Source organism: Nocardioides ganghwensis, assembly GCF_014779655.1.
Taxonomy (GTDB): Bacteria; Actinomycetota; Actinomycetes; order Propionibacteriales; family Nocardioidaceae; genus Nocardioides; species Nocardioides ganghwensis.
Map to the genome: position 1 here is coordinate 209,744 of NZ_JACXYX010000008.1, position 17,869 is coordinate 227,612.

Here is a 17,869-nt window from a genome sequence, read left to right on the forward strand (position 1 = left end):
AGTCGTGCGCCCGGGACGACTGCGTCCGGCCCCGGGCCACCCCGCCGGGTGGGACACCCCATCCGTGCCCCTGCCTACGTTCGAAGCACCACCGAACGGCCCTCGCGCCGAGGGCCCCAACGAAGGGACACCACGTGCCTGACGTCACCGCAAGCTCCGGACTGCTGCGCACCATCAAGGTCCACGTCGAGGACTCGGGAGGCGGCGGCCGGCCCGTCGTCCTCATCCACGGCTGGCCGCTCTCGGGCGAGTCCTGGAGCGAGCAGGTCGGCCCGCTCAGCGCGGCCGGGCACCGCGTGGTGGTGTACGACCGCCGCGGCTTCGGTCGCAGCGACAAGCCGTCCAAGGGCTATGACTACGACACCCTCGCCGACGACCTCGACGGCGTGCTGTCCGAGCTCGACCTCACCGACGTCACCCTCGTCGGGTTCTCGATGGGCGGCGGCGAGGTGGCGCGCTACGTCGCCCGCCACGGCGAGGACCGGTTGCACTCGGTAGTCTTCGCGGCCGCGGTCCCGCCGTACCTGCTGAAGACCGACGACAACCCCGACGGCCCGCTCACCGAGGAGGCCGCGGGCGAGATGGAGCAGGGCCTGAAGGACGACCGGACGGCGTTCTTCGACGGCTTCACCACGGACTTCTTCTCCGCGAACGGCGAGCTCAAGGTCACCGAGCAGCAGCGCCAGGACGCGATCGCCCTGTGCCACCAGAGCGACCAGACGGCAGCCCTGGGTTGCATGGAGGCCTTCGGCACGACCGACTTCCGCGACGACCTCACGAAGATCACCGTGCCGACGCTGGTCATCCACGGCGAGAGCGACGCCACCGTCCCCTTCGAGGGTTCGGGCAGGCGTACCCACGAGGCGATCGCCGGCTCGGAGCTCGTCGTGGTGCCGGACGCGCCGCACGGATTCAACGTGAGCCACGCCGTCGAGTTCAACCGGGCGCTGCTGGACTTCCTCGCCCGCTGATCAGGCGTTGGCACCCTCGCCCGGGAGCCCGCCCTGCGGGTCGGGGGTGCCGCCCTGGCAGCTGACCCCGAACTCCGGCGCGGTGTGCCCGTCGCCGTACTCCTCGAGGAACAGCCCGAGCCGCTCGTCGTCGGCGCCGTCGAGCCGGAGCTGGGCGCCCCACACGGTCACCACGACCGGTGACGGCAGGCCCTCGCGCGGCGACATGATGCCGTTGTCGGGCAGCTGCTCGGCCAGCGCCTCGACGTCCGCGGCCGACAGGCCGGGGTCGTGCGTGATCCAGACGGTGCCGTGCTCGAGGTCGTGGACCGCGTTCTCCTCGCGCACCGGCTCGTCGTAGACGCCGCACGCCAGCCAAGTGGGCGCGTGGGCGCCACCGGCGGGCGGGTCCTGCGGGTAGGTGACGTCGCCCGTGGTGTGCGCCCGGTCCGTGATCTCCCACGTCTGGACGAGGCTGAGGTCGAGCGCGCGCTGCTCCTGCTCGTCGCCGCGGACGACCCGGTCGACCAGCGGCGCGACGAGCGCCGCACCGAGCACGAGGGCGGCCGCGACGCTCGCCAGCACGAGCGGCAGCCGTCCGGGCCGCGAATCCTCGGCAACGGGCCCCTGGAACTGCTCTACGAGGGGGTTCTCGTCCGGCTGCGCAGGGGCCTGGCCGTGGGCGTCGCTCACCGCGTCAGGCTACCGGCGCCCTCCTCGGCGGGGAGCGCCTGCCTCAGCCTGGCCAGCCCGTCCCGTGCCTGCGACTTCACCGTCCCGGGCGCGATCCCGAGTGTCGCCGCGATCTGAGCCTCGGAGAGCCCCTCGTAGTAGCGCAGCACCAGCACCGCCCGCTGCCGGGGCGCGAGGCCCGCCAGCGCGGAGCGTACGGCGAGCAGCTCGTCGTGGTCCGGGGCCTCTGCGAGCTGCTCGGGCAGCACGTCGGTGCTCTCCTCGCGCCACCGACGCCGTCGCCAGCGCGAGACGTTGGTGTTGACCATCGTCCGGCGGACGTACGGCTCGGGGTTGTCGCGGATGCGCCGCCACTGCGGCACCACCCTGACCAGCGTGGTCTGCACGAGGTCCTCGGCGTCCTGCGCGTGGCCGGTGAGGAGGTACGCCGTGCGCAGCAGTGCCGCCTGCCGGGCGAGGACGAACTCGCTGAAGCCGTCAGGCGTGGACACGGCGCCCCCTGACCCGTACGGCGATCCGCCAGCCCACGAACGCCGCGACCAGGAGCCCCAGGCCGACCAGGCGGGGGTCGGGGGCGAACGGGGCGTCCGGGGCGGGAACCACCTCGGCGGCCCACGCGTCCGCGGCGAAGTCCGGAAGGTTGCCCTCGATGTCGAGCAGTGCGTTCATGCTCCCGTCCGTCACGTCGACGAGCGACGCCCGGGTGGCATCGCGCACGCCGTCGCCATCACGGTCGGCGCCGGCGCCGACGACGACCTCCGTGGGTGAGCGCCACCCCAGCACGAGCTCCGCCTCGACGGGGCCCACGCGCTGCATCACTGCACGGTCGCCCTCGAGCGTGCCGACCAGCAGCGGCAGATCGGTCAGGATGAACCGAGCACCACGCCCCTGCTCGATCCCCGCCACCCGGCTGCCGTCGGGAGAGAGGTACGGCGTGGTGACGGCCTCGTCGGCGACGAACCGGATCCTGCCCACGGATCCTCCGTCGTCGACACGCCAGGCCTCGGTGGCCGCGCTGCCACTGGCGGCGAGGAAGCCGCCTGCGTCCTGGCTGGTCGTGGTGAGGCCGGCGTCGTCGGCGGGTGGGCCCTCGACCGGCTCCGGGACCGACCCCCATCGCCAGGTGCGCGTGCTGATCCGTGCACTGTCCTGGTCGGCGTCGCGGTAGGCGCCCTGGGTGAACCACACCGTGTCGCCCGCCCAGGCGAGGCCGACCGTCATCAGCCCGTGCTCGGTCGCCGGGTCCCAGCCCCGCTGCTCGCCGGTGACGAGATCGAGGACGTTCAGTCCCGTCGCGGCCGACGGTTGCCCGTCCGAGCGCTTACCGGCGTCGCCGGTCGACGCCCAGTAGGCCAGTCTGGTGCCGTCAGCCGACAGCACGGCCTGGTCGACCAACGCCTCCGCCACGGGGAGGTCGAGGAAGCGCGACTCACCGGTGGTCGCCGAGACGCCCCAGAGCGCGGCATGGTCCCCCAGCAGGCTGCCGCGCGTCCCGATCGCGACCGCGGACAGCCGTCCGGGAGCGGAGGGGAAGGCGGGTTCCCACGCCCCCGGCTGGCGCACCACGTCCGGGAGCACCATCCGCTCCCCCGCGTCCGCCGGTTCCACCCGCTGCGCGCGCTCCACGAGCAGCGGCGTGGTCGTCGTCCCCAGCAGCCCGACGGCGGCGACGGCGGCGAGGGCCGCGCCCAGGCGTACGCGCTGGCGACGGCGGCCGTGCGTCCAGACCGCGTCCGGGTCGATGCCGCCCGCGGGCGCGTGCGCGGCCAGCTGGTCGAGCCGGTCGACGACGTCGCCGGGTGGTGCGGACATGCGGAGCTCCTCGGGTGGGTGGACAGCCTCACACGTCAACACGCCGCGAGCGGCGCGTTCGGTGGGGCGCGTCCCGGAAGTGCCACTGTCCACGCCACCGGGACGCACGACGGCCGCGCCCAGGAGGTCCTGGACGCGGCCGCGTGCTCGGCTGATGCGTGCGGTCAGCCCTTGAGCAGGTTGCGCAGGACGTACTGCATGATCCCGCCGTTGCGGTAGTAGTTGGCCTCGCCCGGGGTGTCGATGCGCACCACGGCCTCGAACTCGCTGGTCTCGCCGTGCGCCTGGTCGGTGCCGGGGGCCGGCTCGACCTTGACGGTGACCGTCTTGGGCGTGGTGCCGTCGTTGAGCTCGGTGATGCCGGAGATCGAGATGATCTCGGCGCCGGTGAGGCCCAGGTCCTCGGCGGTCTTGCCCGCGGGGAACTGGAGCGGGATGACGCCCATGCCGATGAGGTTGGAGCGGTGGATGCGCTCGTAGGACTCGGCGATGACGGCCTTCACGCCCAGCAGCGCGGTGCCCTTGGCGGCCCAGTCGCGCGAGGAGCCGGAGCCGTACTCCTTGCCCGCGAGCACGACCAGCGGGGTGCCGGCGGCCTGGTAGTTCTGGCTGGCCTCGAAGACGCTGGTGACGTCACCGTCGGCGGTGGTGAAGTCGCGCGTCACGCCGCCCTCTGTGCCCGGCGCGAGCTGGTTGCGCAGGCGGATGTTGGCGAACGTGCCGCGGATCATGACCTCGTGGTTGCCGCGGCGCGAGCCGTAGGAGTTGAAGTCCCGCTGCTCGACGCCGTGCTCGGCGAGGTACTTGCCGGCCGGGCTGTCCTTCTTGATCGCGCCGGCCGGGCTGATGTGGTCGGTGGTCACCGAGTCACCCAGCTTGAGCAGCACCCGGGCGCCGACGATGTCGCTGACCGGCTCCGGCTCGTCCGGCATGCCGTCGAAGTAGGGCGCGCGGCGGACGTAGGTGCTGTTCTCGTCCCACTCGAACGTGTTGCCCTCGGGGGTGGGCAGGGACCGCCAGCGCTCGTCGCCGGCGAAGACGTCCTGGTAGGACTCGTTGAACATCTCGGAGCTGATCGCCTGGGCGATCGTCTCCTCGACCTCCTGCGGGCTCGGCCAGATGTCCTTGAGGAAGACGTCGTTGCCGTCCTGGTCCTGGCCCAGCGGGTCGTTGAACAGGTCGAGGTCCATCGACCCGGCCAGCGCGTAGGCCACCACCAGCGGCGGGGACGCGAGGTAGTTCATCTTGATGTCGGGGTTGATCCGACCCTCGAAGTTGCGGTTGCCCGACAGCACCGAGACGACCGCGAGGTCGGCCTCGTTGACCGCGGCGCTGACCTCGGGGATGAGCGGCCCGGAGTTGCCGATGCAGGTCGTGCAGCCGTAGCCGACGAGGTTGAAGCCCAGCTTGTCGAGGTAGGGCGTCAGACCGGAGCGGTCGTAGTAGTCGGAGACGACCTTGGAGCCGGGAGCCAGCGTGGTCTTGACCCACGGCTTGCGGGTCAGGCCCTTGTCGACGGCGTTCTTGGCGAGCAGCGCCGCACCGATCATCACGCTCGGGTTGGAGGTGTTGGTGCACGAGGTGATCGCGGCGATCGTGACGGCGCCGTGGCCGATCTCGAACTCCTGGCCGTCGAGGCTGACGGTCGCCTTGGTGTCCTTGTCCTCGGTGTAGTCGGCCAGCGCCTTCTGGAAGCTCTCCTGCGCCTTGGTGACCTCGACGCGGTCCTGCGGACGCTTCGGGCCGGCCAGCGACGGGACGACCGTCGACACGTCGAGCTCGAGGCGCTCGCTGTAGCGCGGCTCGGCGCTCGGGTCGTGCCAGAGGCCCTGCTCCTTGGCGTACGCCTCGACGAGCGCGAGCTGCTCCTCCGAGCGGCCGGTGAGGCGCAGGTAGTCGACGGTCTGCTCGTCGATCGGGAACACGGCGATCGTGGAGCCGAACTCCGGGCTCATGTTGCCGATCGTGGCGCGGTTGGCCAGCGGCAGAGCCGAGACGCCCTCACCGTAGAACTCGACGAACTTGCCGACCACGCCGTGCTCGCGGAGCATCTCGGTGATCGTGAGGACGAGGTCGGTGGCGGTCGAGCCCTCGGGCAGCTCGCCGGAGAGCTTGAAGCCGACCACGCGCGGGATCAGCATGGAGACCGGCTGACCGAGCATCGCGGCCTCGGCCTCGATGCCGCCGACGCCCCAGCCGACCACGCCGATGCCGTTGACCATCGTGGTGTGGGAGTCGGTGCCGACGCAGGTGTCGGGGTAGGCCACGCCGTCGCGCACCATGACCACGCGGGCGAGGTGCTCGATGTTGACCTGGTGGACGATGCCGGTGCCCGGGGGGACGACCTTGAAGTCGTCGAAGGCACCCTGGCCCCAGCGGAGGAACTGGTAGCGCTCGCGGTTGCGCTCGTACTCGATCTCGACATTGCGCTCGAAGGCGTCGGCCGAGCCGAAGACGTCGGCGATGACGGAGTGGTCGATGACCATCTCGGCCGGAGCGAGCGGGTTGATCTTGGTGGCGTCGCCACCGAGCTCGGCCATCGCCTCGCGCATGGTGGCGAGGTCGACGACGCAGGGGACGCCGGTGAAGTCCTGCATGATCACGCGGGCGGGCGTGAACTGGATCTCCTGGTCGGGGTTCGCGTCGGCGTCCCAGCCGGCGATCGCCTTGATGTGGTCGGCCGTGATGTCGGCGCCGTCCTCGGTGCGGAGCAGGTTCTCCAGGAGCACCTTGAGCGAGAAGGGCAGGCTCTCGACGTCGAGGCCCTCTCCCTTGACCGCGTCGAGGCGGTAGATCTCGTAGGACTGTCCGTCCACGTCCAGGGTGCCCTTGGCACCGAAGCTGTCCTGACTGGCCATCAGCCATATCTCCTCGGGAGTTCGCGGGTTCGCGTCCATCTTGCCGTCGTCCGGGAGAGGACGGGAAGACAGGCGACCCTTAGTTCTGACATCGCAGTATCTTGACGTCAAGATATCACACCGGCCTGATCCTCCCCCGCTAGCCTCGCCGCGTGCCGACCCTCCTTCACCTCAACGGCCCGTCGGGCGTCGGCAAGTCGACGCTCGCGCGCGCCCACGCCGCTGCCCACCCGGGCACCCTGCTCTGCGACATCGACGAGCTGCGCTCGTGGGTGTCGGGGTGGGAGGACGACTTCGTCGGCACCGGCGAGGCCGTCCGCGCCTCGGCGCTCGCCCTGATGACGGCCTACCTCCGCACCGGTCGCGACGTGGTCCTCCCCCAGCTCATCGTGACCCCGGCCCAGGTCGAGCGGTTCGAGACGACCGCCGCGGAGGCCGGGGCGACGTACGTCGGGGTGGTGCTCGACGTGGCACCCGAGGTCCTGCTCGAGCGCCTCCACTCCCGCGAGGTCACGCCGGTCACGGCTGTCGTCTCCCGGATCATCGAGGAGCGCGGCGGCGACGAGCTGGTCCTCGAGGGACGTCGGCAGCTGCTCGACCTCGCCCTCGAGCAGGGCTGGGCCGTGGTCGAGACGAGCAACAAGGAGCCCGCGCTGGCTGCGCTGGCTCACGCCGTACGCCCGTGAGGCCGTCGGCGGGTCAGTCGATGCCCGCCATCTGGTCGAGGCGCTGCAGCAGGTCGTGGGCGGCGAGCTCGACCGCCTTGTGGCGCCACTCCGCGGCCCGGTAGACGCAGGCGATCAGCCCGCTGCGGTGGACCCGCCGCAGGTCGCCGTACACGAACGCGTAGCGCGCCTTGGTGTGGTCGTTGGCGCCCTCGGTGAGGCCGAGGTGCCAGGCGGCGTAGTCCTCCCACGAGTGCCGCTCGAGATAGGCGTTCTCCGCCTCGGCCCTCGGCTGCACCTCGCCCCAGTCGCTGTCGAGCACGTACTGGCGGGCGTCGATCAGCCGGCGCGCATGGACGACAGCGGCGGCATTGACGGCGTACCTGGCCATGGCGCCACCCTGCCAGACTCAGAAGCCGAGCAGCTTGCCGAACGCCGAGAAGAAGGTGTTGAACGCCCGTGCGACCGGGTTGCTCGGCCCTTGGGTGCTGGCCTTCTGCCAGAAGAACGGGTGGACCCCGGTGAACTCGTCGTCGACCAATGGGGTGCGGCCCCACAGGTACGGCCAGAACACCTCGGTCCGGTTGACGCCCACGAGCAGCTGGGAGTCGAAGCCCATCACGAGGTGCTGCTCCAACCGGGTGGTCCCGCCCCGGGGGCTCGTCGCCACGACGTCGCCGTGGCCCTGGACGATCAGGCTGCCGGTGCCGGAGAACAGGATGTAGCGCACCTGCCACGTCGCGAAGGACTGGATCCCCCAGCGCCAGCGCGTCTCGAGCTCCGGTGTCCCAATCACTCCCACGACGTGCCGCGGCCGCATCACCAGTCCCGGATGGTTCGCGAAGTCGATGCGCATCAGGTAGGAGTCCGGGTCGTCCGGCGTGGACAGCGTCGCCGCGGTCACGCGCTCGTCACCGGTGACGCGGCTCAGGGCGAAGAGTCCTGCGGCGTAGCTGATGAACGGCGACGACCAGTCGTAGAGGAGGTGGCTCCGGGCCCGGCCCTGCACCGGGCGCACGTGCTCCGAGCGCGCGGACAGGACCTCACCGGGGCCGAGCTCGACCGTCAGCGTCCGCTCGGCATCCGAGGTCCGGAGCACGCCGGCCTCACCCTCCGACCCGCGGGCCAGGTGGATCGGTCGGTGCGCCCGGTGGACCAGGGGCATCAGGACGAAGTAGCTGACCGTCCTGAGGACCGGAGGCAGGAGCAGCACGAGGAGTGCGACCGCGGCCAGCCACCGCCACGACCGGGCCCACTGGTCGACGACCCACCCGACCCCGGACCCCTGGGTCTCCTCCAGGCTCCGCTCCTCCGCCTCCTTCTGGGCGAGCTCCGACTCGACGGCGTCGATCTCCCTCTCGGACGACTCGAAGGCACCGTCCGCGCCGAGCTGCGCGAGCTGCTGCTGGGGCGTCAGGTCGGGATCGCGCAGCAACGCCGCATCGGCCTCTGCCCGGGCGAGGCTCGACTCGAGGGTGTCCAGTGCCTCCTGTGCCGTCTCGGCGGCACGCTCCTTCAGGTCGCACGTGTTGGGCACCAGCGGCAGGTTCTCGACGATCTCCCGGAGGCGACTGCACTCGTCACGTTCCTCGAGCTTCTTCTCGACATCGGACCGCTGCTCCGACACCTGGTCGCCCAGCGCCTCGATCTCTGTGTCGAGGGCGCCACGCAGCGAGGCGACCTCCTCGCGCTGGGCCTCCGCGACCTCGTCCCTCAGCTGCTCGAGGTCCTTCTCCAGCGCAGCTCGCTCGGCCGCCACCTGCTCCAGCCTCTCGCGGTCGGTCACGGCCTCCTTGACCGCGGGGACCGCGGCCTGGACGAGCAGGTAGGCGAGGAAGAGGGACAGCACGACCACGAGGAGCGCGCCCGTCTTCCTCAGGACGAAGCCGAGGACTGCCGAGACCAGACGCACCCGCCCGACTCTAGTTCGGAAGCACGGGAGGTCGGGGCCGGAACACGGCGAAGGTGCGACGCACTCGACGCGGGGCTTCATCGGGAACAGGCTGGTCCCGTGGTCACCGAGCATCCCGCCGTCCGGTTCTTCGCCGGGCACCCTGACGGCCAGGGCATGGCCGCCGCGGTCGTACGGGCAGTCGGGTCCGTCGGGCCCCACGAGGTGCGGGTCTCCCGGAGCCAGGTCGCCTTCCGCCGCCGCACCGGGTTCGCCTACCTGTGGCGCCCCGGCCAGTACGTCGCCAGCGACGTGCCCGCCGTCCTGTCGATCGCCCTGCCGCGCGAGGACGCGAGCCCGCGGTGGAAGGAGGTGGTCCACCCCTCCGCCCGCACCTGGATGCACCACCTCGAGCTCCGTGCCCCCGGCGACGTGGACGCCGAGGTGTGCGCCTGGCTCGGCGAGGCGTACGCAGCAGCGGGCTGACGCCGTCAGCGGCGCCGCGGCTCCAGCAGCGCCACGCACTCGACGTGGTGGGTCATCGGGAACAGGTCGAACGCGCGGATCGCCGTCAGCTCGTAGCCGTGCTCGGCGAAGATCGCGACGTCGCGACCCAGGGCAGCGGGGTCGCAGGCGACGTACGCCACGGCGCGGGGGCGCCGGTCGACGACCTGCTCGACCACGGCCCGCTTGGCGCCCTCCCGCGGCGGGTCGAGGACGACGAGGTCGAACGGCTCGTCGAAACCGCCGCGGAGCACCCGGTCGGTCGGACCGCACTCCACCACCGCACCCTTCAGCGCCGACAGGTTGGCGCGGGCGTGCCGGCACGCCGTGCGATCGGCCTCGACCGCCACCACCCGGGCACCGGTGACCTCGCCGACGAAGCGGGCGAACAGCCCGACGCCGGCGTAGAGGTCGAGGGCCCGCTCACCCGGCCGGGGCGCGAGCAGGTCCAGGACGGATTCGACGAGGACGCGCGGTGCCTCCGGGTGGACCTGCCAGAAGCCGTCCGCCGCGACGTCGAAGCCGTGGGTCTGGCCCGAGGCGGTGACCTCGTGGATGACGGGGTCTCGTGACGGGTGCGGGACGGCCTCCTCGACCAGCGACACGGGCGGGCGGGCCTCGTCGACCGCGATCAGGCAGTCCTCGAGGGGGACGAGGTCGTGAGAGCGGTGCGCCCGCATCGCGGGCTGTCCGTCTGGGAGGGCGGCGTACCTCTGCCGGGTGCGCCACCTCAGCCCGTCGTCCGCCCGGCCGGGCACCGGGACGGCCTCGACGCGGAGGGCGGTGACCAGCGCGGAGTCGGCGGGCAGGCGGCCGAGCCGCACGAGCTGCTCGCGCACGACGGCCGTCTTGAGGTCGCGCTGGGCCGGCACGGCCACGTGCTGGAAGTCGCAACCGCCGCACAGGCCCGGTCCGGCCACGGGGCACGGCGGCGCCACGCGGTCGGGCGAGGCGGAGTCGATCCGCACGGCGTCGCCCCGCCAGAACCGGTCACCCTCGGTGCCCTCGGTGATCTGCACCAGCACCCGTTCGCCGGGCAGCGCGTGGCGTACGAACACGACCCGCGCCTCGGGCTCGGGCAGGCGGGCGACGCAGTGGCCGCCGTGGGCGACGGGACCCACCTCGACCTCGAACCGCTCCCCCACCCGCGAGCGGCCCCGGGCACGGCGCGGACGGCTGGTGCGGGTCATACGTCGTCGATCTTCCGGTCGGTGTCGCGGTTGCCGACGCGACCGCGGCGGAGGTCACCGGCATGCACGCGCGCGTCGTCGAGCCGGCCCCGCTCCTGCGCGACCTGCGAGGACCGCAGCTGGTAGGGCACGGAGATGACCATGACGCCCGGCGTGAACAGCAGTCGACCCTTGAGCCGCAGCGCCGTCTGGTTGTGGAGCAGCTGCTCCCACCAGCGGCCCACGACGTACTCGGGGATGTAGACCGCCACGACGCCGCGCGGGCTCGCCCGGCGGATCTCCTGGGTGTACTCCACGATCGGGCGCACGACCTCGCGGTAAGGCGAGTGCAGCACCTTGAGCGGGATGTCGAGGTGGCGCTCGTCCCACTCCTCGAGCAGCCGGTTGGTCGCGCGCGGGTCGATGCTGACGTAGATCGCCTCGAGCACGTTGGGCCGGGTCGCGCGGGCGAAGGCGAGCGCGCGCAGCGTGGGCTTGTGCAGCTTGGAGGCCAGGACGATCGCGTGGACGCGCGTCGGCATGATCTTGTCCTGCTCGTCGGCCGCGAGCTCGAGCTCGACGCGCGCGTAGTGGCGTCCGATCGCCTGCATCAGGACGAAGAAGAAGCCCATCGCCAGGATCGTGATCCAGGCGCCCGCGAGGAACTTGGTGACCAGCACGATCACCAGCACGACAGCGGTCATCCCGAGGCCGAAGGTGTTGATCGCACGCGATCGCATCATCCGCCTGCGTACGGCGGGGTCGCTCTCGGTGCGCAGGTGGCGCGTCCAGTGCCGGATCATCCCGAGCTGGCTGAGGTTGAACGACACGAAGACGCCGACGATGTAGAGCTGGATGAGCTTGGTCGTCTCGGCGTCGAACACCCAGATGAGCAGCATCGACATCGCGGCAAGGAACACGATGCCGTTGCTGTAGGCCAGCCGGTCGCCACGCGAGCCCAGCGAGCGGGGCGCGAGCCCGTCCTGGGCGAGGATGGACCCCAGGACCGGGAAGCCGTTGAAGGCGGTGTTGGCAGCCAGGACGAGGATGATGCCGGTGACGGTGACCACGAAGTAGAAGCCGGGCGGGAAGTGGTCGAAGACCCCGGCGGCGATCTGGGAGATCACCGGGTGCTGCTCGTAGCCCTCGGGGACCGCGCCGCTCGACGTGCGCAGCTGCTCGAGGTGATGGGGGTCGACGTAGCGGATCGTCATCTGCTTGGCGAGCACGATGACGCTCATCATCATCGTGATGGCGATGAGGCCGAGCAGGAGCAGGGTGGTGGCGGCATTGCGGCTCTTGGGCTTGCGGAACGCCGGCACGCCGTTGCTGATCGCCTCGACGCCGGTGAGCGCCGCACAGCCCGACGAGAACGCCCGCGCGAGCAGGAACATCAGGCCGATCTGGGTGAGCGGCTCCTCCCAGCCGGCCTGGGGCACGATCTGGAGGTCCGCGCTCTCCGCGTCGGGCAGGTCCCCGGCCAGGAGGCGCATCAGGCCGTACGCGCACATGCCGAGGATCGCCACCATGAACAGGTAGGTCGGCACGGCGAAGAACGACCCCGACTCGCGGACGCCGCGCAGGTTCATCGCCGTCAGCAGCGCCACCGCGATCACGCCGACCGTGGCCTCGTGGCCGATCAACGGGGGGATGGCGCCCGCGGCGTACTGGGAGGCCGACGAGATCGACACCGCCACGGTGAGCACGTAGTCGACCAGCAGGGCACTCGCGACGGTGACGCCGGCGTTGCGTCCGAGGTTGACGGTCGCGACCTCGTAGTCACCGCCGCCGGACGGATAGGCGTGCACGGTCTGGCGGTAGCTGGCGATCACGGTGAGCATGACCACGGCGACCGCGAGGCCGATCTTCCACGACCAGACGTAGGTCGACGCGCCCGCGATCGCGAGCATGATGAAGACCTCGTCGGGGGCGTACGCGACCGAGGACAGCGCGTCGCTGGCGAACACCGGCAGCGCGATGCGCTTGGGCAGCAGGGTCTCGCCCAGCTGGCTGCTGCGCAGCTTGCGGCCCAGCAGGATCCGCTTGGACACGTCGCCGACACTCACGGGCGGCAAGCCTAGACCCGCAGCGGCCGATATCCTCGCTGGGATACGGTTCCGTTGTGCACGTCGTGATCATGGGCTGTGGCCGCGTCGGCTCGACGCTCGCCCGCAGCCTCGAGGACCGCAACCACACGGTGTCCGTCATCGACAGCGAGCCCGACTCCTTCCGGCGCCTGGGCCCTGAGTTCAACGGCGACAAGATCACCGGCTACGGCTTCGACCAGCAGGTGCTGGAGAAGGCCGGGATCCGGCGGGCGGACGCCTTCGCCGCGGTCTCCAGCGGGGACAACTCCAACATCATCGCCGCGCGCGTCGCTCGCGAGACGTTCGGCCTGCAGCAGGTCGTCGCCCGCATCTACGACCCCGGTCGCGCAGAGGTCTACCAGCGCCTCGGGATCACGACGGTCGCCACGGTCAAGTGGACCGCCGACCAGATCCTGCGCCGCATCCTGCCCGCCGGCGCGGAGCCCGACTTCCGCGACCCGTCCGGCACCATCCGGGTCGACCACGTCCCGGTGCCCGAGGCGTGGATCGGCAACCGGACGGTCGAGTTCCAGATGCAGTCGCGCAGCCGGATCGCGTGGATCGACCGCCTCGGCGAGGGAATGCTGCCCACGCGCGAGACGGTCCTGCAGGAGGGCGACATGATCCACCTCGTCATCCGCGAGGAGAACGCCGCCCACGCGTACGCCGTGCTCGAGGCCGGCCCCCAAGACGACTGAAGGAGCACAGCACACACATGCGCGTCGCCATCGCCGGAGCCGGAGCCGTGGGTCGTTCGATCGCGCGGGAGCTGATCGAGAACGGCCACCAGGTCCTGCTCATCGACAAGAACCCGTCCGCGATCCGTCCCGAGCGCGTGCCCAACGCCGAGTGGCTCCTCGCCGACTCCTGTGAGCTGTCCTCCCTCGCGGAGGCCCAGCTCGGCAAGTGCGACGTGGTCATCGCCGCCACCGGCGACGACAAGGCGAACCTGGTGACCTCGCTGCTGGCGAAGACCGAGTTCGGCGTGCCGCGCACGGTCGGCCGCGTCAACCACCCCAACAACGAGTGGCTGTTCACCGAGGCGTGGGGGGTCGACGTCAACGTGTCGACGCCGCGCATCATGTCCGCGCTCGTGGAGGAGGCCGTCTCGATCGGCGACCTCGTCCGCCTCTTCACCTTCCGGCAGGGCAACGCCAACCTCGTCGAGCTCACCCTGTCGGCCGACTCGCCCTACGTCGGCACGCCGGCCGGGCTGGTCCCCTTCCCCGAGAACTGCGCCCTCGTGACGATCCTGCGCGACGGGCAGGTCTACACCCCGGAGGCCGAGCAGCCCCTCGAGTCGGGTGACGAGCTGCTGTTCGTGGTGCCGGCCGAGGTCGAGCACGAGCTCGAGCAGCTGCTCTCCCCCGGCCACGCCTGAGCTCCCACGCCCGTCCGCTCAGCCCGGTGCCGCGTCCGGTTCGACCGGCGTCCGGTTGCGCGAGAGCAGCCAGACCATGGAGGCCAGCGCCGCGAGCTGGAGCGGCCAGCCCAGGGCGATCTTGAGCACGCCGAGTGCCGCGATGGCGGCGTCCGGGTCCATCGAGCCCGAGCTCCCTGCCAGCCAGATCGGAGCCTGGATGACCACCCGGAGGACGCACGGCGCCACCAGCAGCCAGGTGAGCCTGTTGCAGAGCTTCACGATCTGCTTGTCGGAGTGCCACGCGGTCGGATCACCGGTGATGCTGCCGACCATGAACCCCACCAGCGGCCAGCCGATGAGGCAGGTGAAGGCCAGCACCACCGCGTACCCGCCGTTGTAGAGCAGACCGGGCAGGAAGTAGGCGAGCGCCTGGTCCTGCTCCGACCCGCCGGACGCCGCGGAGCGCTGGACGAAGAACCAGCCGATGCCGATGCCGAGGAGCGCGTTGACGACGAACTGCACCGTCGAGCGCTGCACCAGGCGGATGACGAGGAGCAGGAGCGCCGCCCCGATGCTCACCGCGAGGGCGCGGTCGAGGTCGCGCATCGTCAGCCAGGTGACGGTGAACAGGATCGTGGGCACCGCCGCCTCGGCCATGCCGCGGCGGCCACCGAGCGCCTTGGACAGCTGCTGGCGCACCACCGCCTCGACGGTGTCGGTGCCCGGCGGGTGGTGGCCGGTGGTGCCGCTCACGGGCGGAGCTCGTAGCGCGGGTTGAACATGATGGGTACGCCGCCCTGGCGGCCGATGCAGCCGGCGACCGTCATCGAGCGGCCGGGGTCGACGCCACTGATCCGACGCCGGCCCAGCCACACGACGGTGATCACACCGGAGCCGTCGTCCAGCTCGGCCTCGAGTGCCGGTACGCCGCCCCGTGGGCGGAGAGTCACCGTGCGCAGGACGCCGTTGACGACGACGTGCTCGCGCTCGGGGGCGTCGGCGATGGCCAGAGCCTCCGCCGTCGCGTGCGACTCACGCAGGTCACGCTGGTGCGCCTCGGAGCTGTCGGCCCACTTCGAGAGGGCCTGCCGCAGCCGGCTCTTCTCGCCCATCGCTCACCTGACCCGTCGGGCGTCGTCCGGCAGCGTGACGGGCAGGGGCTCACCCACCGGCATCGCCTGCTCACCGCGGCGTACGACCACCTGTGCGAGCGCGTCCTCCCACTCGGAGGTGGCGTCCGGGTCGAGCGCAGGCCGGCCGAGGAAGGACGCGCGCAGCATCCATCGGTCGCCGTTGATCCCGAGGATGCGCGAGGGCTGGGTCGCGGCCGTGCCGTCTGGTCGCTTCACCGGCATCTGGCAGACCAGCTCGGTGCCCCATCGACCCTCGCGCTCGGTCGCTTGGCCGCCGCGGCGCACCATGTCCTCGGCGATCTGCGGTCGGACGTCGGACCAGAGGTCGCCGTTGCGGGGCGCCGCGAACGCCTGGAACTCGCACGCGCCGTCCGACCCGGCGAGCATGACCGCGCGCACCTGGCCGGTCTTCTCGTCGACCTGGAGGCGCAGCTCGCGCTCGGCGATCGCCGGCACCAGCAGGGAGCCGAGGTCGGCGCGCTCGATGCCGTCGCCCTCGACCTGGGAGACGTCGAACGGACCCGAGGCTCCCGCGGCAGTCACGGATCGCTCGCCCGCGGCCTCGGCGCCCTCGTCCGGGGCGCTCCGGTCTGCGGCGTCCTCCGCGGACGCCTGGGCGGCCTCTGCCTTGCGGCGGAACTTCACGTCAGCACTCCTTCGATCAGCGCTCGTCTCGACACGGGCCCCGGCTCACGCGCGCGAACCGGTACCCGTAGAACCGTAGCCCCCGGCGCCCCGGACCGACTCCGGCAGCACCCCCACCTCGACGAACCGCGCCCGCTCGAACCGCTGGATCACCAGCTGGGCGATCCGGTCGCCACGCCTGAGCACGACGGGTTCGACGGGGTCGTGGTTGATCAGCAACACCTTGATCTCGCCCCGGTAGCCGGCGTCGACCGTTCCGGGAGCGTTGACGATGGACAGCCCGTGACGCGCGGCCAGGCCGGAGCGCGGGTGCACCAGGGCGACGTACCCGTCCGGGAGCGCGATCGACAGGCCCGTCGGAACGAGCGCGCGCTCGCCGGGCGCGAGCTCGACGTCGACAGCGGCGTGCAGGTCGGCACCGGCGTCCCCGGGGTGGGCGTACGACGGAACCGGCAGGCCGGGGTCGAGGCGGACGACGGCGACCTCGAGGTCGGGGTCGAGGTCGGGGTCGAGGTCGCGGGCGGGAGCTTGGCTTGGGTCGTGGTCGGGCACGAGGACTGAATCTATAGGCTCTGCGCCGTGGACTACGCCGAACGCCTCACCGTTCCGCTGCGCTGGTGGGCGCAGGGCACGATGCTCGTGGCGTCCCTGTGGCTGGCGCTCGTCGTCGCCGTGCCCGAGGCCCTCGCATGGTCGATCAGCGGCGCCGCGCTCGCTCTCATGGTGGCCCTGTTCCTCGCGTACGGGCGCGCGCGGGTCGCCGTGGACGGGACGACCTTCCGCGCCGGGCGTGCCCACATCCCGATCGATCTCGTGGGAGAGGTCACCGCCCTCGACGCGGAGGGCGTACGCCGCCAGGCCGGTGTCGACGCCGACGCCCGAGCACATCTCGTGCTGCGGCCGTACCTCAAGCGGGGCGTGCGGGTCGACATCGACGACCCGGCCGATCCCACGCCGTACTGGCTCGTCAGCTGCCGGCGGCCCGACGCGCTCGTCTCAGCCTTCGAGGCGGGGCGGGCTCGCCGGACCGCTGGATAGGGTGACGACATGGCGTCTTCCTCCAAGGACAACAGCAGCAAGTTCTACTCCGCGTTCTCCCTCGCCGCAGCCCTCGGCGCCGCGGCGGTGGCCAAGAAGGGACTGAACTCGACCTGGCGCGCCGCCACCGGCAAGAACCCGCCCGCCAACCCGGCCGACCCCGACGTCAGCCTCGCCGAGGCGGTCATGTGGGCCGCGCTCAGCGGCACCTTGATCGGCGTCGCCCGGATGCTGGCCGCACGGCGCGCCGCCCACTACTACGCCCGCTCGACCGGACACCTGCCCCCGCAGCTCCAGAAGGACGGCCAGGACGCCTCCCAGGCGCCGGCTCCCCAGTCCTGAACCAGTCCTGAATCATCCTGACCCGACCTGACCCGTCCTGATCTGGGCCCAGGCCTTCGAGGCGGACCCCCGTCCGTACGTCGGAGCCGGCAGGCGCGACCCCCGCGGTCGGTGACCCCGTACGCGTGAACTCCTGAGGCAATCGTGTGCCTCCGGGCTCTCGCGCGCCCGCCGGCGCCCGTGACGCTCCCTTGCCCGTGAGTCTCTGGGGGACTCAGGGGCTGCGCGTGTCTGGGGTCGCGTGCGCTTGCCGGTGAGTCTGTGGGGGACTCACGGGCAAGGGTGGCGGTGGATCGGCGTGCCCCCGTGTGGGCCGTGGGCCGTGGGCCGTGGGCCGTGGGCCGTGAAGTGTCCACAGGTGCCGAGGTGGGGGCGTGTACGGGGTGGTTGTGGATGAGCGGGTGCGGGGTGTCGGTCGTGGGGCGTGGGATGGGGGTACGAGGCGCCGCGACGGGCGGGGGCCGGAGATCGAGAGGGCGAGTGGGCGTGAGCGACACGAACGGGGACGAGCCGGTGGATGGGCCGGTGGATGGGCCGGTGGATGGGCTGGTGGGTGGGCCGGTGGATGGGCCGGCGGGTGGGCCGGTGCGGGATGCGATGGTGAACTGGTCCGAGGCGGAGCGGGAGTGGTGGTGGATGGGGCCGTTCGCCGGGCAGGTGCCGGGGCTGGTGCGTCGGGTCAGGCGGATCCTGGATGTCTCGCAGCGGGGGCTGGCGGC

The 17,869-nt window shown here is 71.7% G+C and carries 20 protein-coding genes; 8 read left to right on the forward strand and 12 right to left on the reverse strand.

The features are described from left to right. Positions 1 to 134 precede the first annotated feature (134 nt). Entirely contained in the window at positions 135 to 971 is an 837-nt protein-coding gene (locus IEZ24_RS11885) for an alpha/beta fold hydrolase (RefSeq protein ID WP_129453911.1), read from the forward strand. Here the strand turns inward: IEZ24_RS11885 and IEZ24_RS11890 are convergent, their stop codons facing one another. The 4 genes from IEZ24_RS11890 to acnA all read right to left on the reverse strand — a co-directional run bounded on the left by IEZ24_RS11890 (position 972) and on the right by acnA (position 6,313). After that, the gene (locus tag IEZ24_RS11890) at positions 972 to 1,643 is read right to left on the reverse strand and encodes a DUF3105 domain-containing protein (protein ID WP_129453910.1); all 672 of its coding nucleotides are present in this window, start codon (positions 1,641 to 1,643) and stop codon (positions 972 to 974) included. Continuing rightward, positions 1,640 to 2,134, reverse strand: coding sequence for a SigE family RNA polymerase sigma factor (locus IEZ24_RS11895; RefSeq protein ID WP_129453909.1), 495 nt, complete (start codon positions 2,132 to 2,134; stop codon positions 1,640 to 1,642). Before IEZ24_RS11895 ends, IEZ24_RS11890 begins: the two co-directional genes overlap by 4 nt. Continuing rightward, the gene (locus tag IEZ24_RS11900; protein ID WP_129453908.1) at positions 2,121 to 3,455 is read right to left on the reverse strand and encodes a hypothetical protein; all 1,335 of its coding nucleotides are present in this window, start codon (positions 3,453 to 3,455) and stop codon (positions 2,121 to 2,123) included. The genes IEZ24_RS11895 and IEZ24_RS11900 overlap by 14 nt, the downstream gene beginning before the upstream one ends. A 164-nt stretch (positions 3,456 to 3,619) precedes the next feature. Beyond that, a complete protein-coding gene (gene acnA / locus IEZ24_RS11905; RefSeq protein WP_129453907.1) occupies positions 3,620 to 6,313 on the reverse strand; it encodes an aconitate hydratase AcnA in 2,694 nt (897 codons plus the stop codon). A gap of 152 nt (positions 6,314 to 6,465) precedes the next feature. Between acnA and IEZ24_RS11910 the strand changes: the two genes are divergently transcribed. Then, positions 6,466 to 6,999 carry an AAA family ATPase gene (locus tag IEZ24_RS11910; protein ID WP_129453906.1) on the forward strand — a complete coding sequence of 178 codons (534 nt, stop codon included), beginning with the start codon at positions 6,466 to 6,468 and terminating at the stop codon, positions 6,997 to 6,999. Between the two features lie 13 nt (positions 7,000 to 7,012). Here the strand turns inward: IEZ24_RS11910 and IEZ24_RS11915 are convergent, their stop codons facing one another. Together IEZ24_RS11915 and IEZ24_RS11920 are read right to left on the reverse strand one after the other, a co-directional pair. Beyond that, positions 7,013 to 7,369 (reverse strand): hypothetical protein, encoded by a 357-nt coding sequence (locus IEZ24_RS11915; protein WP_129453905.1) that lies wholly within the window; start codon positions 7,367 to 7,369, stop codon positions 7,013 to 7,015. Positions 7,370 to 7,387: 18 nt separating this feature from the next. Next, the gene (locus tag IEZ24_RS11920; protein ID WP_129453904.1) at positions 7,388 to 8,890 is read right to left on the reverse strand and encodes a hypothetical protein; all 1,503 of its coding nucleotides are present in this window, start codon (positions 8,888 to 8,890) and stop codon (positions 7,388 to 7,390) included. A gap of 99 nt (positions 8,891 to 8,989) precedes the next feature. Here IEZ24_RS11920 and IEZ24_RS11925 point away from each other — a divergent pair, with 99 nt between their 5' ends. Next, positions 8,990 to 9,355 carry a DUF5655 domain-containing protein gene (locus tag IEZ24_RS11925; RefSeq protein ID WP_207206721.1) on the forward strand — a complete coding sequence of 122 codons (366 nt, stop codon included), beginning with the start codon at positions 8,990 to 8,992 and terminating at the stop codon, positions 9,353 to 9,355. Between the two features lie 5 nt (positions 9,356 to 9,360). On the opposite strand, the gene IEZ24_RS11930 is transcribed toward IEZ24_RS11925, so the two are convergent. Together IEZ24_RS11930 and IEZ24_RS11935 are read right to left on the reverse strand one after the other, a co-directional pair. Then, the gene (locus IEZ24_RS11930; protein ID WP_129453903.1) at positions 9,361 to 10,563 is read right to left on the reverse strand and encodes a class I SAM-dependent RNA methyltransferase; all 1,203 of its coding nucleotides are present in this window, start codon (positions 10,561 to 10,563) and stop codon (positions 9,361 to 9,363) included. Further along, positions 10,560 to 12,608 (reverse strand): APC family permease, encoded by a 2,049-nt coding sequence (locus tag IEZ24_RS11935; protein WP_129453902.1) that lies wholly within the window; start codon positions 12,606 to 12,608, stop codon positions 10,560 to 10,562. Before IEZ24_RS11935 ends, IEZ24_RS11930 begins: the two co-directional genes overlap by 4 nt. A 56-nt stretch (positions 12,609 to 12,664) precedes the next feature. Here IEZ24_RS11935 and IEZ24_RS11940 point away from each other — a divergent pair, with 56 nt between their 5' ends. Both IEZ24_RS11940 and IEZ24_RS11945 read left to right on the forward strand, forming a co-directional pair. After that, complete coding sequence (locus IEZ24_RS11940; protein ID WP_129453901.1) at positions 12,665 to 13,327, forward strand: potassium channel family protein; 663 nt, start codon at positions 12,665 to 12,667, stop codon at positions 13,325 to 13,327. Between the two features lie 17 nt (positions 13,328 to 13,344). Further along, positions 13,345 to 14,010 (forward strand): potassium channel family protein, encoded by a 666-nt coding sequence (locus IEZ24_RS11945; protein WP_129453900.1) that lies wholly within the window; start codon positions 13,345 to 13,347, stop codon positions 14,008 to 14,010. 18 nt (positions 14,011 to 14,028) lie between these two features. Here the strand turns inward: IEZ24_RS11945 and IEZ24_RS11950 are convergent, their stop codons facing one another. The 4 genes from IEZ24_RS11950 to dut are packed head-to-tail and all read right to left on the reverse strand — an operon-like array spanning position 14,029 to position 16,322. Then, positions 14,029 to 14,745 carry a DUF3159 domain-containing protein gene (locus tag IEZ24_RS11950; protein WP_242498402.1) on the reverse strand — a complete coding sequence of 239 codons (717 nt, stop codon included), beginning with the start codon at positions 14,743 to 14,745 and terminating at the stop codon, positions 14,029 to 14,031. Next, positions 14,742 to 15,104, reverse strand: coding sequence for an OB-fold nucleic acid binding domain-containing protein (locus IEZ24_RS11955; RefSeq protein ID WP_129453899.1), 363 nt, complete (start codon positions 15,102 to 15,104; stop codon positions 14,742 to 14,744). Before IEZ24_RS11955 ends, IEZ24_RS11950 begins: the two co-directional genes overlap by 4 nt. 3 nt (positions 15,105 to 15,107) lie before the next feature. Then, complete coding sequence (locus IEZ24_RS11960; protein ID WP_129453898.1) at positions 15,108 to 15,770, reverse strand: DUF3710 domain-containing protein; 663 nt, start codon at positions 15,768 to 15,770, stop codon at positions 15,108 to 15,110. Between the two features lie 45 nt (positions 15,771 to 15,815). Beyond that, on the reverse strand, positions 15,816 to 16,322 hold the full coding sequence (gene dut / locus IEZ24_RS11965) for a dUTP diphosphatase (protein WP_129453897.1): 507 nt from the start codon (positions 16,320 to 16,322) through the stop codon (positions 15,816 to 15,818). Between the two features lie 27 nt (positions 16,323 to 16,349). Here dut and IEZ24_RS11970 point away from each other — a divergent pair, with 27 nt between their 5' ends. The 3 genes from IEZ24_RS11970 to IEZ24_RS11980 all read left to right on the forward strand — a co-directional run. Further along, a complete protein-coding gene (locus IEZ24_RS11970) occupies positions 16,350 to 16,808 on the forward strand; it encodes a DUF3093 domain-containing protein (protein ID WP_165355997.1) in 459 nt (152 codons plus the stop codon). A 9-nt stretch (positions 16,809 to 16,817) separates the two neighbouring features. Then, positions 16,818 to 17,150 (forward strand): DUF4235 domain-containing protein, encoded by a 333-nt coding sequence (locus tag IEZ24_RS11975; protein ID WP_129453895.1) that lies wholly within the window; start codon positions 16,818 to 16,820, stop codon positions 17,148 to 17,150. 486 nt (positions 17,151 to 17,636) lie between these two features. Further along, positions 17,637 to 17,869: hypothetical protein (locus IEZ24_RS11980; protein WP_224745209.1), on the forward strand; the 233-nt coding region annotated here is incomplete at its 3' end.

Bases quoted from the DNA above. Each gene is read 5' to 3' on its own strand.
- IEZ24_RS11900 (WP_129453908.1), bottom strand. From the start codon at position 3,455: ATGTCCGCACCACCCGGCGACGTCGTCGACCGGCTCGACCAGCTGGCC.
- acnA (WP_129453907.1), bottom strand. From the start codon at position 6,313: ATGGCCAGTCAGGACAGCTTCGGTGCCAAGGGCACCCTGGACGTGGAC.
- IEZ24_RS11915 (WP_129453905.1), bottom strand. From the start codon at position 7,369: ATGGCCAGGTACGCCGTCAATGCCGCCGCTGTCGTCCATGCGCGCCGG.
- IEZ24_RS11930 (WP_129453903.1), bottom strand. From the start codon at position 10,563: ATGACCCGCACCAGCCGTCCGCGCCGTGCCCGGGGCCGCTCGCGGGTG.
- IEZ24_RS11945 (WP_129453900.1), top strand. From the start codon at position 13,345: ATGCGCGTCGCCATCGCCGGAGCCGGAGCCGTGGGTCGTTCGATCGCG.
- IEZ24_RS11955 (WP_129453899.1), bottom strand. From the start codon at position 15,104: ATGGGCGAGAAGAGCCGGCTGCGGCAGGCCCTCTCGAAGTGGGCCGAC.
- IEZ24_RS11975 (WP_129453895.1), top strand. From the start codon at position 16,818: ATGGCGTCTTCCTCCAAGGACAACAGCAGCAAGTTCTACTCCGCGTTC.